This window comes from Sphingobium sp. CFD-2 (assembly GCF_024611135.1).
Taxonomy (GTDB): Bacteria; Pseudomonadota; Alphaproteobacteria; order Sphingomonadales; family Sphingomonadaceae; genus Sphingobium; species Sphingobium fuliginis.
The window spans coordinates 3,063,914-3,077,113 of the sequence record NZ_CP084405.1 but is presented as its reverse complement, the minus strand read 5'-3'; the positions used below and the strand labels follow the sequence as shown (position 1 = coordinate 3,077,113).

The 13,200-nt window shown below is 60.2% G+C and carries 11 protein-coding genes; 9 read left to right on the top strand and 2 right to left on the bottom strand.

The window, feature by feature from the left end; translation table 11 throughout:
- Nucleotides 1-29: 29 nt before the first annotated feature.
- Complete coding sequence (locus tag LDB29_RS15230; RefSeq protein WP_257554650.1) at nucleotides 30-1,460, top strand: Hint domain-containing protein; 1,431 nt, start codon at nucleotides 30-32, stop codon at nucleotides 1,458-1,460.
- A 607-nt stretch (nucleotides 1,461-2,067) separates the two neighbouring features.
- Here LDB29_RS15230 and LDB29_RS15225 read toward each other — a convergent pair.
- Together LDB29_RS15225 and LDB29_RS15220 are read right to left on the bottom strand one after the other, a co-directional pair.
- Entirely contained in the window at nucleotides 2,068-3,951 is a 1,884-nt protein-coding gene (locus LDB29_RS15225) for a substrate-binding domain-containing protein (protein WP_257554649.1), read from the bottom strand.
- Nucleotides 3,952-4,118: 167 nt separating this feature from the next.
- The gene (locus tag LDB29_RS15220) at nucleotides 4,119-6,014 is read right to left on the bottom strand and encodes a substrate-binding domain-containing protein (protein WP_257554648.1); all 1,896 of its coding nucleotides are present in this window, start codon (nucleotides 6,012-6,014) and stop codon (nucleotides 4,119-4,121) included.
- 638 nt (nucleotides 6,015-6,652) lie between these two features.
- Between LDB29_RS15220 and LDB29_RS15215 the strand changes: the two genes are divergently transcribed.
- The 8 genes from LDB29_RS15215 to gspM are packed head-to-tail and all read left to right on the top strand — an operon-like array spanning nucleotide 6,653 to nucleotide 13,020.
- Entirely contained in the window at nucleotides 6,653-8,299 is a 1,647-nt protein-coding gene (locus tag LDB29_RS15215) for a GspE/PulE family protein (protein ID WP_257554647.1), read from the top strand.
- On the top strand, nucleotides 8,296-9,507 hold the full coding sequence (locus tag LDB29_RS15210; RefSeq protein ID WP_257554646.1) for a type II secretion system F family protein: 1,212 nt from the start codon (nucleotides 8,296-8,298) through the stop codon (nucleotides 9,505-9,507). The genes LDB29_RS15215 and LDB29_RS15210 overlap by 4 nt, the downstream gene beginning before the upstream one ends.
- A gap of 14 nt (nucleotides 9,508-9,521) precedes the next feature.
- Nucleotides 9,522-9,956: a type II secretion system major pseudopilin GspG gene (gspG, locus tag LDB29_RS15205; protein WP_257554645.1), complete on the top strand. Its 435-nt coding sequence runs from the start codon at nucleotides 9,522-9,524 to the stop codon at nucleotides 9,954-9,956.
- A complete protein-coding gene (locus tag LDB29_RS15200) occupies nucleotides 9,940-10,377 on the top strand; it encodes a GspH/FimT family pseudopilin (protein WP_257554643.1) in 438 nt (145 codons plus the stop codon). Before gspG ends, LDB29_RS15200 begins: the two co-directional genes overlap by 17 nt.
- On the top strand, nucleotides 10,374-10,748 hold the full coding sequence (locus LDB29_RS15195; RefSeq protein ID WP_257554641.1) for a type II secretion system protein: 375 nt from the start codon (nucleotides 10,374-10,376) through the stop codon (nucleotides 10,746-10,748). The genes LDB29_RS15200 and LDB29_RS15195 overlap by 4 nt, the downstream gene beginning before the upstream one ends.
- Before the next feature lie 3 nt (nucleotides 10,749-10,751).
- A complete protein-coding gene (locus LDB29_RS15190; RefSeq protein ID WP_257554639.1) occupies nucleotides 10,752-11,447 on the top strand; it encodes a prepilin-type N-terminal cleavage/methylation domain-containing protein in 696 nt (231 codons plus the stop codon).
- Nucleotides 11,444-12,469 carry a PilN domain-containing protein gene (locus tag LDB29_RS15185; RefSeq protein ID WP_257554638.1) on the top strand — a complete coding sequence of 342 codons (1,026 nt, stop codon included), beginning with the start codon at nucleotides 11,444-11,446 and terminating at the stop codon, nucleotides 12,467-12,469. Before LDB29_RS15190 ends, LDB29_RS15185 begins: the two co-directional genes overlap by 4 nt.
- Complete coding sequence (gene gspM / locus LDB29_RS15180; protein ID WP_257554636.1) at nucleotides 12,466-13,020, top strand: type II secretion system protein GspM; 555 nt, start codon at nucleotides 12,466-12,468, stop codon at nucleotides 13,018-13,020. The genes LDB29_RS15185 and gspM overlap by 4 nt, the downstream gene beginning before the upstream one ends.
- Nucleotides 13,021-13,200 lie beyond the last annotated feature (180 nt).

The following is a 13,200-nucleotide window of genomic DNA, read 5'->3' as shown; positions in this document are numbered from 1 at the left end:
TGGCTTAAGAAATGGGAAAGGTAGAGCAAATGGCTACTAATATCGAAGACCTGTCCGGAATGGTCGGATTAACGTTTCGTGCCGACTGGGAGGCTGCATACATTAATCCCGCGCAGCTAAACGCAAACGGGGATGGATCTTATACAATAGGCGCGTTTGATGTAAATGACCATTCGGCCAATCCAGAGAGTTGGAGTAACTTTACCTTGGATATTCAAGGCGCAACAGGTGACGGCTTAGATATATATATACCTGAGTTCGATATGGCCGTGGCGGCAAATGTTCTGGCATATTCCCAAGAAACCCTTCTAATATACATACCAGACTTGGATGAGCATCGATTGTTATTAACCGAAAACTGGCGTAGCGATCCGAATTACAATTTCTCACATTCTAGTGAAGGATCAGGATTTACAAAGTATTATGGCGCCATCTCGGTCTCGGAAACAAGCCCTGATGCACCTTTTGACCTGCCGGTTGTGTGTTTCGCGGAAGGCACGATGATTGCGACCGCCGAGGGCGAGCGCCGTGTCGAAATGCTAGAGCCGGGAGATCTTGTTTTGACTGCGTCTGGTGCGCTTCGCCCAGTGAAGTGGATCGGAACGATGCTGGTGCGCCCGTCGCGCCGCGCGAATCCCGTGCTTGCTCATCCAATTCGCGTCCGGGCTGGCGCCTTTGCTGACCACTTGCCGAAGCGCGATTTGCTACTCTCGCCGGGCCATGCGGTTTATGTCGACGGGGTGTTGGTGCCGGTTGGCCTGCTTGTAAATGGTGCGACCATACTACAGGACGAAGTGGAACAAATCCGCTACTTCCACGTCGAACTCGATAGCCATGACGTGCTACTTGCAGAAGGGTTGCCTTGCGAATCTTATCTCGATGACGGCAACCGTGCGAGCTTTGTCAATGCTGGTCAAAACACGGAGCTGGTCGGTCGCCTAGATCCAAAATCATGGGACGATGCCTGTGCCCCAATGGTTGCAGCCGGGCCGCAACTCAGTGCGGTGCAGCAGATACTGGTGGAGCGCATGAGTGAAATGGGTTGGATGCAATGCGAGGAAGCCGATCTACGCCTTCTGGCTGGTGGGACCGAGATCTTTCCAACGGCTGTTCACGGCAATCGCTTCTGCTTCCGGGCGCCGATGGCTGCTTCGCTCAAGCTGTCATCAACTAGCGGGATCCTTAGCCATGTGATACCCGCACTCGCCGATACGCGCCGTCTCGGCGTCGCTGTCACCGAAGTGAATATCGACGGAAAAGCTCTTCCACTAGACGATATAGCCTTTGGAGCGGGGTTTTATCCACTCGAAAGCCATGACGCGCTATCTTGGCGCTGGACCAACGGTGAGGCTGAGATTTGCTTGTCGCTTGCGGCGACTGCGGAGGTGGAGGTGGTAGTGGCTATGGTCGCGCCAATTTGGAGAACTCGATTGCCGAAGCCGGCCTTGGCGGCGGCCTAGTATCAATTGAGCGGAAGTAGTTCCCCGCTGTTATTTTGAAAAAGGCGGGGGATTGCTGTCTTAGATGTTCGCTACTTAGTTACGTGCGTGTCAGAGTACGCAGCGCTCAATACATGAAGTGTTCAACGGTCTTCACTATATTGTGAAGGCGGGTGCGTCGGTCATCCACAGCCGGACATTGGGATCCACGCCGGAGGGCGGCAAAAGGACTTGCCATAGGTGCCAAATGAAAGAGTGGGTCAATGCTGCAAAACACGGCATTATTCTGCTGCCGCCCCCCTTACTTGGTCAAATGATCGTTCATCTGGGCAACCCGATTTCGAAGGTTCGTCAATGACTTCGAGTCATAGCTAGGATCAAGCCCTCGGTGGGCACCATCTTGTTGCCTTCAGCACTCACGACCAAACAGGCGACTGTTATCATCGGCGCTTTGACGTCTCGTGGACTGGACTATCCGTAAGATTGGGCACTGGCCTGTGCGCGTTCCCCGCAGTTGATGACTGACAGACACCGAATACACTAAGGCCAATGTCTTCAGTTCACCAGGTACACGAAAGCGGCCCCGGAATGATCCGGGGCCGCTAAGACTATCTAATGGACTGCGGCCTCAAGCGCCGATGGCCGAACTGCCACTGCCACAGACCGTCGTGTTCGCAACGGTAGTTCCGCGAGAAGTGCTGTTCTGCATCCAGAGGTTCAGGGCGCCGAGGCCACCCGAGGTGTTCTGGAAGAAGGTTTCGCGGATCGCACGCTGCCAGTTGTTCGGCACGACGCCGATGTTCGAGTTCGAAACAATGCTGCTCGACCCACCACCGAACATATCCACCGGTAGTGCAGTTCCGGTGCTCGTGGTGCCAAATAGATCGAAGGTGTCCATGACGAACTCGACGATCGAGCGACGGTTGCCAGCCTGATAGCACTGGTGACCCAGGAACTGCGTCGTGCCGGTGATTGCGTAGCCATTGTTTGGATCTGGCAGGATCGACATTGGATGGTAAAGCAATTCATACCATGCGAGTGGATTGTTTCGGCGTGCCTGGATAGGAGGGCCGCCCTCCGGGTTGCTGACCATGCGGCCGTCGACAGGGTTGTAGCTGCCGTCCGCATTCGACTGTGGGGGGAGAAGCGTGATGCCGAAGGCAGATTGTGCGTTACCAGCAGTCGGCATATGGTAGGAGTTCGGCGCGACTGACGGCTTCTGCTGCAGGGCGGCAGCGAAGAGAGCCGGATTGGCTGAAGCTGAACCAGCCACGAAAGGTGAACCAATATAGCCGATTTTGCCGTTCACCCTAAAACCGGTGCCGATATCGGGTGCCGCGAGGATTGCATCACGAAGCCCGCTACTGCCGTCAGCCATCAAAAAGCGCCCGGTTCCACTCGTGCCCGGAGATGGGTTTGAGGGCAAACCGCCGGATACAGACAGGATAGTACCAGTTCCCCGGTTGAAGTACTGGTTGCCGATCATCGGCGCCGTGCCGGAAAGCGCAGCGGACGAGCCGAGCGAGTAAGGCGTATCGGCTCGCACACCGCTGAAGTCAGGCGCCCCGGCGACACGAGCATAAGGAAGAGCTTCGGCGTTCGTCACGTAGTTGTTCGTTCCGTACGAGTCGCACTGCTCGGCGAGGGCACGCGTGAAGATATCCGTTGTACCAGAGCGGTCGAGACGGCCGACAAGCCGGACCGGAATGCCCTGGACTCCCCAGCGACCCGGATTGTCGATTTCATCCTGCGGATCGCGCAACGGCATTCCGCCATTGGCGGCGGTGAAGAGCGCATCGTTCCAATTCAGGACGGTGCCGTTGAACACCTTGCAATACAGTTCACGCGAGAGACGCAGGCCGCCGGCGTTGACAGAGTTGATCGTCTGAGGGTTGGTGACGTTGAAGCGATAGTTGGTCGCTCCCTGCGTCGCGTAGATGGGATTGTAGACGACCGCGACAGGCAGAACATAGATTGGGAACTGGATCGGTGCGCCACCAACGGTCACCGCGCCGGTGCTCATGTTCTTGTACGCCCGGATATCCGAGGGGCTTGCACCACCTTCAGAGAAGGCGAACTGCACATGCGACCAGAGGGGTTTACCGCTGATGTTCACGAAGGGGTTGTGCACACCAGCCATGCCCGTGCCGGCGTTGAAGAACTGGTTGCTGTTCGAGCGCCAGGCTTGACGGCCGAAGCCTGAGCCCGTGGCAACATACTTGCCCTCGAAGTTCGGTTGAACTTCCGTGGTGGCGCAGTTGAACGAGCCGATCGTAGGCTCGGCGATCGTGGTCAGCTGACCGTTGGGGTTCGGTGAGGAGACGCCGAGTTGATTGTTGCCGCCGATGCAGTTCAGTTCCTGTACCAGGACGTTCTGAATTCCACTGGCGCCGGCGCCATGCAGTGCGCCGTCGCTCTGAGAAGGGCTAGGAATAGTTTGAGAAATTGCACTACCACCTGAAAATACGCATAGGGTAAATGCCCAAAAATACATTGATGTATCGCTCTTCATTTGCGTACTCCGAGGCTGTCGTAACTATATAGGTTTCGTGGAACTATAATCGTGAAATACGGTGTGCCGACGATGAAACGCTTCCCGTGATTTGGCGTTAGTACGCTTCGAAAGGTGCGGCCCCGGAATGATCCGGGGCCGCTAAGACTATGTAATGGACTGTGGCCTCAAGCGCCGATGGCCGAACCGCCACTGCCGCAGACCGTCGTGTTCGCAACGGTAGTTCCGCGAGAAGTGCTGTTCTGCATCCAGAGGTTCAGGGCGCCGAGGCCACCCGAGGTGTTCTGGAAGAAGGTTTCGCGGATCGCACGCTGCCAGTTGATCGGCACGACGCCGATGTTCGAGTTCGAAACAATGCTGTTCGACCCACCACCGAACATATCCACCGGTAGTGCAGCTCCGGTGCTCGTGGTGCCGTATTCGTCAAAGTTGTCCATGACGAACTCGACGATCGAGCGACGGTTGCCGGCCTGATAGCACTGGTGACCCAGGAACTGCGTCGTGCCGGTGATAGCATAACCGTTGTTCGGATCTGCCAGCGTAGCGACCGGATTGTAGAGCACGTCGTACCAAGCAACCGGGTTGTTCCGGCGTGCCTGGATGTCCGCGCCGCCTGCCGGGTTCCGAACCAGGCGGGTGTCAGTGGTTACGTACGCACCTGCCGAGTCCGACTGCGGCGGCAAGATCGATGTGCCGAAGGCAGATTGTGCGTTACCAGCAGTCGGCATATGGTAAGAGTTCGGCGCGACTGACGGCTTCTGCTGCAGGGCGGCAGCGAAGAGAGCCGGATTGGCTGAAGCCGAGCCGGCCACGAAGTCAGATGCGATGTAACCGATCTTACCGTTGGCGAACAGCGTTGCGCCGGTGGTTGCATTGGGAACATCGGGTGCCGCCAAAATCGCGTCACGGACACCGCTGCTACCATCGGCTACCAGGAAGAGACCAGTCCCGTCACCGATCACCGAAGGCGTAGATGCCGATCCGCCGCTCACCGAAACAATCGTACCAGTTGAACGATTGAAGTACTGGTTGCCGATCATCGGCGCCGTGCCGGAGAGTGCAGCCGACGAGCCGAGCGAGTAAGGTGTATCGGCCCGAACGCCACTGAAGTCAGGCGCCCCGGCCACACGGGCATAAGGCAGCGCTTCAGCATTTGTCGTGTAGTTGTTCGTGCCATACGAGTCACATTGCTCGGCGAGGGCACGGGTGAAGATATCCGTGGTGCCGGAGCGGTCGAGACGACCGACCAGACGTACAGGCACCCCAATCGTGTTCCACCGCGTCAGATTGTCGGCGGTATCACGCAGCGATGTTCCGCCATTGGCGGCGGTGAAGAGCGCATCGTTCCAGTTCCGAACGGTGCCGTTGAACACCTTGCAATACAGTTCACGCGACAGACGCAGGCCGCCGGCGTTGACAGAGTTGATCGTCTGAGGATTGGTGACGTTGAAACGGTAATTGGTCGCACCCTGAGACGCGTAGATTGGATTGTAGACGACTGCGACCGGCAGCACGTACTTCGGGAACTGGATCGGTGCGCCACCAACGGTCACCGCGCCGGTGCTCGTGTTCTTGTACGCCTGGATATCCGAGGGGCTTGCACCACCTTCGGAGAAGGCGAACTGCACATGCGACCAGAGGGGATTGCCGCTGATGTTCACGAAGGGGTTGTGCACACCAGTCGTGCCCGTGCCCGTGCCGGCGTTGAAGAACTGGTTGCTGTTCGAGCGCCAGGCTTGACGGCCGAAGCCTGAGCCCGTGGCAACATACTTGCCCTCGAAGTTCGGTTGAACTTCCGTGGTGGCGCAGTTGAACGAGCCGATCGTAGGCTCGGCGATCGTGGTCAGCTGACCGTTGGGGTTCGGTGAGGAGACGCCGAGCTGATTGTTGCCGCCGATGCAGTTCAGTTCCTGTACCAGGACGTTTTGAATTGCACTGGCGCCGGCGCCATGCAGTGCGCCGTCGCTGTTGGACGGTGCCGGGATCGACTGTGCCGAAGCACCCGAGGCGAGCGCCATGCTGGCGACTGTCGCCAGGAAGAGCGCGGAATTGATACGCTTCATTGAATTTCTCCAAATTGAGGTTTGAAAACAAAAAACGTCCATTCTTCAGCGCGCAGATCATCGTTCACCAACCCGAAGATCGGCGCGCCTGATCCTTGCAAATTCCCGGTCACGCAAAGTCCCGACCGCCAAATCGCAAGAAGTGGCGCGGACCCTCGTTCTATACGCAGCGCCAGCAGGCTTCGTCGCAAGGACTTCAACCTACCCGCCATTACCCGAATATTCGGGCGACTCATCCGAAAGTAATATTCGGATTAACATAGTTGCCGGATCACGACTCGATCATTTTCCGACAATCACATGCTATCGAGTCTAAATGACATTTTTGTTATAGTGAGGTTTTGATTGTGCTTGGCTTGGATATTTATTCTGTCCATTATGGTTGGACATTATTGATATAGTAAAATTCGCAATCGTGATGGTGCAACTATACTGTAGCAATACGCGGATATAACTTGTATCCAATTAGTTCCTTTGGAACTTTCCCTTGCCCTTCACTAGGGGCCGCAACAGGAGGCGCGGGTAGCGATAGCATGATCCGAGCGGCAAATATTGCACGATCCTGGCATAAAGTTCGGGGTGCTGAGGAGGTGGGCGAGGGTGGCTCAGGCCCCTTGAATCCTTCGGGATTCGAGGAAATGTTGCGCGCGCGGGCCTTGCTCTCGGACGACGCTCTGCAACGCGCGCTTCTGGTTCAGGCCGAGACCGGAGAGCGACTGGATGCTGTCGTCACCCGCCTCGGGCTTCTGTCGGAAGATCGAGTCGCAAGCGAGATGGGCGCTTATACCGGGCTGCCGGTGGTCGATGGCTCTGCCTTCCCGTCCCAGGCGATCGAGGGACCGGATCTGCCCTCTGATTTCCTACGCGAGAATCGCGCTGTGCCAATTGCGGCGGAAGCGACTTTCGTGCGCGTCGCGGTCAGCGATCCGTTCGATTCCTTCGTCGAACAAGCCTTCGGTTTCACCTTCGGGCGTCATGTCGAGCGCGTCATCGCCCGGTCAAGCGATCTCGATGCTGCGATAGAACGCCTCTATCATGGGGCAGGTCCCGTCGCCGAAGACGCTGATGGGGAGATCGACAGCGACGATCTTGAACGGCTCAAGGACCTCGTTAGCGACGCACCTGTGATCCGCGCCGTCAATAGACTGATTGCGCGTGCGTCCGACGAGCGCGCATCCGACATTCATATAGAGCCCAGCGATGACGGCCTGGCAGTCCGGTTCCGAGTCGATGGCATGTTGCGCGAGGCTGCAAAGCTGCCGCTCGCGATGCGTGCGCCCCTGGTGTCACGTATCAAGGTGATGGCGGGGCTGAACATCGCCGAGCGGCGCCTGCCCCAGGACGGCCGTCTGCGCATTTCTGTGCGCGGCCATGAAATCGACCTTCGCGTCGCAACCTCACCCTCCATCCATGGCGAGAGCGTGGTCATGCGTATCCTTGATCGGTCACGCCTGGCCCTCGATTTTACCACGCTGGGCTTCGATCCCGAACTGACAAGCCGGATGCGTGAAGCGATCGCCCGCCCGCACGGCATCGTGTTGGTGACCGGTCCAACCGGCAGCGGAAAGACCACGACCCTTTATGCCGCGCTTTCCGAGCTGAACGCGCCCCACCGCAAACTCCTCACTGTCGAAGATCCGATCGAATATCGTCTCCCGGGCGTGATCCAGACGCAGGTCAACCCCGCGATCAGTTTCACCTTCAGCACCGCGCTGCGCTCGTTCCTGCGCCAGGATCCGGACGTGATGATGGTGGGCGAGATTCGCGACGCCGAGACAGCTCAGATCGCTGTCCAGGCCGCGCTTACCGGCCATATGATTCTTTCCACCCTCCACACCAATACGGCCGCGGGCGCTATATCGCGTCTTCTCGATATGGGCGTGGAGCCCTTCCTTCTCGGATCGGTTTTATCTGGTATTCTGGCCCAACGCCTCGTGCGGCGCCTCTGTCCGGATTGCCGTCGACCCTACGTTCCGGACGACGACATCCCCGAAATCCTTGTCCCCATGCTTCATACGGTTGGGCCGAGGCAGTTCTATCACGCTGAAGGATGCAACCGGTGCGGGGGCAGCGGCTACTCCGGCCGTGTCGCCGTTCTCGAATTTCTGCGCGTCGACGATGCGGTGTCCAAGCTTATCCTGCATAGCGCTGATACCCCTGAAATCCAGGCGGCAGGCGAGGCCGGAGGAATGCGCAGCCTTTTTGCCGATGGCGTTGCCAAGGCGGCTATCGGCCTCACGACGATTGAAGAAGTGCTTCGCGTAAGCAGCGGGGAGGGGGGATGACCACTTTCCGCTACCGCGCCGTCAAGGATGACGGTTCGAGCCTCACAGGTGAACTTGAGGCCGGTGATCGCCGCGATGCCGTCGCGGCTCTACGCCGCAATGGCGCACGGCCACTCGACTTGGTCGCGATGCCGGCAGAGCGCGGAAGGAAGAGGTCGAAGGCGGGCGGGAAGGGGCGTGAGGCAGCGGCAATCACCGTCGGGGAGCTTGCGGTTTTGCTCGAAGCGGGGTTGCAGCTCGACCGTGCGCTCGCTCTCGCGGTGGAGAATGTCGAGGACAAGGCAGTCGCCGCCCACCTCGCCGATATCCTGCGTGAAGTGCGCGAAGGCGCGCCTCTGTCACGCGCTATGGCCCTGAAGCCCGACCTGTTCTCTCCCACAGCTGTCGCGATGGCGGAAGCCGGCGAAGCGAATGGCCGTCTCGGCGAAGCCTTGACCCGGCTTGCCGGCGCACTCGAGCAGGAGGCTGAATTGCGCCGCCTGGTTGTATCGTCGATGATCTATCCGATCGCGCTCATCGTCATTGCCGTCGGCGTCGTTCTGCTGATGCTCCTCTTCGTCGTGCCGCAATTCGAGCGCATGTTCACCAGCACGGCCCAGAAGCTACCGACCGCGACGCTGGTTGTCATGACAGCCAGCCAGATCGTCCGGCAATACGGCCTTGTCATGCTCTTGGCCCTAGGGGGGGCGATCATCGCTGGCGCCTTCGCGCTGCGTCAGCCAGCAGTCCGGCTCGCTCGCGACCGGATCGCGCTTCGTATGCCGCAACTGGGCGAACTCATCCGCCGTATCGAAACCGCCCGGTTCGCTCGCACGCTCGGTGCGCTCATCGAGGGAGAGGTGGGACTCCCTGCGGCGCTGGCGCTTTCCCAGCGAACCCTGTCCAATCAGGTGTTGGCCAGCGCGATCGGCAAGGTCGCCGATGGCGTCAAGGAGGGTGGGGGCCTCACCGCACCATTGGCGGCTTCCGGTGTGCTCCCCAGGCTGGCGATCGGCTTCCTGCGGACCGGCGAAGAAACGTCGCAACTCGGCATGATGCTGACGCGCCTTGCCGACGTACTCGATCGCGATGTTCGAACCCGCCTCGAACGCCTGATCGGCATCCTCACCCCCGCCATTACGGTCCTGCTGGGCGTAACCGTCGCGGCGATCATCGCATCCATCATGTCGGCGATCCTCGGCTTCAACGACCTGGCGCTGTCTTCATGAAGGGAGAAAGCAGAATGAGAAAGAGACCCGGAAAAGACACCGGACAGGAAGCCGGCTTTACGCTCCTGGAGCTCCTTGTCGTGCTGGCGATCCTTGGATTGCTAGCTGCGATCGTCGGCCCGCAGGTGATCAAATATCTCGACAGTTCCAAGTCGAAGACAGCCCAGGTCCAGGCGAAGAATGTCGTTGCCGCGCTCAACCTCTTCAAGCTCGATGCCTCGCGCTATCCCACGGAACACGAGGGCCTGGAAGCCCTGGTAAAGGCCCCGCAGAACCTGCCGAGCTGGAATGGGCCATATCTTCCCGAACAGTCTGCGATCATCGACCCCTGGGGGCGGCCCTATCTGATGCGGATCCCCGGCGAGCATGGTGAGGTTGACGTCTACAGCCATGGATCGGACGGGAAGGCTGGCGGGACGGGGGAGGCCAGGGATGTGGGGAGCTGGTGAGCATTCCTCGATCCATTCCCACGCGGAAGCCGGTTTCACGCTGATCGAGGCGCTGGTCATTTTGGCGGTACTCGGCCTCGCTGCTGGAATCTCGTTCCCTGCCGTTGGCGCAGCCCTACGCTACCAGGCATTCATGGATGGTGCGACGCGCTTCGAGGCGTCGTTACGCAGCGCCCGGATGCAAGCATTGCGCCGGGGCATCATTGTTCGATTTGAGGTGTCTTCCGACCAGCGCGGCTTTGGCATCGGCGAGGCAAGGGACCTCCTCCCGGACCGGCTACGCGCCATTCCGCGGGCCGGCGGGATCACCTTCTATCCGGATGGCACCGCCACGGCCGGCGAAGTGGCGGTCGAAGACGGTGTGAGGGCACGGCGCTGGCGTGTTCGCCCGACAACCGGCCTGATCGAGCGCATATCATGAGCGGCAGGGCTGCAGAGGCAGGCTTCAGCCTGATCGAGGTATTGGTGGCACTCGCCGTCATCGCCGGCATGTCCTCGATGTTGTTCGACTCGATCTCGACTCATGCCCAGGCTGCGAGCCGAACCGCACAAAAGCGCGAGGCGGTTCTGCTCGCGCGTTCGCTGCTTGCCCAGGCCAGTATCGCCCCCGGACCCGGCGAACTGGCAGCTACCGGTCATTGGCGCGATCTCTCATGGCGTTTCACGCGACATGGCGTCGGAGGCGGCGCCCGCGATACCGCAGTAGCCCTCCAAAGGGTTCGGATCGATGTCCTGGATCGCGGGACAGGGCGCAGACTCGTTCGCGTCGAGACGCTGCGGTTGGATCAGTGACCGATGGCGGCAAGGGACCATATCCACGCAAACTGCGCCGCAAAGGAAGATGGCTTCACACTTGTCGAACTGCTGGTCAGCCTCGCGCTGATGGGACTGGCGGCCGTTCTCCTCGCGCAGGGGTTGGCTAGCGCCGGGATCATTGCCCAGCGCAGCCGGGCGGTGAACAACAACTTCGAGGAAATCGTCGCGGTGCAAAATGTGCTGCGAACCTCGATCGAACGATTGCGCCCGATTACCCGCACAGATTCCGCGATTCCGATCGTGGAAATGCGCGGAACCACCGGTGTGTTGACCTTCGTGGGTCCATCTTTCGACCGCGAAGGCGCGGATGCGCTGCAGCGCTATCGCCTGACGCGCACTGCAAATGGCGATCTCGTTCTCTATACGGCCCACAGCCGAAAAATGGGAATTGATCGCAGTGGAACGGAGCTCGTTGGCTGGACTCCCAACAGGCTCCTCTCGGGCGTGCGTGATCTTTCGATCAGCTATTTTGGCCCGCCCGAGCCTGGCGCGCAGCGGGTCTGGCAGGACAGATGGTGGGACCGTTCGACGACCCCCGAGCTTATCCGCGTCCGGCTTGTTTTCGGAGAAAGGGACCAACGGGTCTGGCCGGACCTCGTCATACGGCCTCGATCAACCAGCTACGGCCCCTGCCGGATCGATGCCCTTACCGGAAAATGCGGAGAAGAGCGATGAGCGCGAAGCGCATTCTTGACGCCGATATGACGACGATCGGTAGCTGGCTCTCGCAGGGGCTGCGCTGGTGGGTCAGCGAACTGGAACAATTGCTACCCACGCGTTTGCGTCAACGCCGTGTCGACAGTCTGGCCCGGTTCGCTTTTGCGGAGGGAGGTCTGACACTGTTTCCGAACGGAAAGAAGGTCAATCGGGAGAGAGAGCCTCAGCCGGGCGAACGGATCGCCGTCGTCGTGCAACCCGACCGGTGCCTCACTCGGACGATCGAGCGTCCTGCCTTGAGCGACCGGGATTTACAGCGAATGGTAGCATTCGAGGGCGAGAGCCTGCTGCCTTTCCCGAACGGCGCCATCATGGTCGCCGCACGGCGGCTTGGCCCGGCCGCAGATCCCGCACGAGTGCGTGTAGAGGTTGCCGGGCTTCCGGCCGATACGGCCCGCGCGATCGCGGATGCCGTCGCCGAAACAAAGGCGGTCGCCATGCGCGTCCAGCTTGAGGACAACGGTACTGTGGCGCCGATCGATTTTGCACCCGCCATGCGTGACGCGAACCTGATTGCACGGCCCCGCAGTGCCACGCCGATAGTCTGGGCGGCAGTCGGCTGTTTTGTCTTGCTCAACATCGCCTTGTTCATCTGGAAGGACGTGCAGGCGGTGGAGCGGCTTGAGCAGGTTGTGCAGGAACAGCAGCCGGCCGTCACCGTCGCACAGACCATCATCAAAAGAACCGAACAGGACCGCACGTTGGTTGCGCGATCCCTCGGGAAGCGCCGGCACCATGATGCGCTTGGCGGGCTCGCGGCGACCAGCGAGGCTCTGCCGGAAGGAGCCTGGCTTCAACGCTTCGTCTGGGACGGCGCTACGATGAAGATCACCGGCTACAAGCCGCCCCGCACGGATGTCGCGAGCGGTTTGCGCCAGTCCGGCGCCTTTACGGATGTTCGCGCCCTCAACGACGAAATCCAGGCCGAGGTTCCGGCAGGCGAGCCGTTCGATATTGGCGCGCGGATCAATCGCCGATGATGCGCCCGGTCTCTCCTCGCGAGCGCCGTCTCGTCGCGTTGCTCATTCTGGTGGGGCTCATCGCGCTTGTCTGGTTTCTGATCGTGGCGCCCATCGCTGCCGGCTTTTCCGCCCGGGCCGAGAAGCGCAACGAGTTGAACCTTCTCTACCTGCACAATCAGCGCACGATCGCGGCCGTTCCGCGGTTGCGGCGCCAGGCCGAGGAGGCTCGGCGGCGGATCGATACCTATGTGATTGCCGCGCCCAATATCGAGCAGGGGCGGGAAGCCTTGAAGCAGCGCCTGCAGCGCGTCGTCGAGCGAAGCGGCGGCGAAGTTCGCGCACTTGGCGATGCCGAGGGCGACGCGGGATGGGCCCGGGCAAGCATCAGTGCGCGGATGACGCTGCCCCAGCTCGTCGCGACCCTCGACCAGCTGCAGAACACGCCACCGTGGCTCGTTGTCGAAACTCTTTCGGTCGAGGCGAACGACGCCCTCGTCACCGGCCAATCCTCCATCATGGATGTTCAAATTGAAGCTGCGATTCCCTTCCGCGCTGCCGCCGCTCGATAAGACGGCGAGCCTGCCTCTGGTGCTCTGCGCGCTGCTGGCGGGCGCTGTTGCTATCCAGTTGGCGGGTGGCGGTGACGTAGAGCTGCCGCCCCCCGGTCCAGTCGGCCGTGGGGCGCAATCAGCCTTACCCGCTGGCGAGCCTGAACGCGCAGAGGGCGGCGCGATCATTCTTGCCCGATC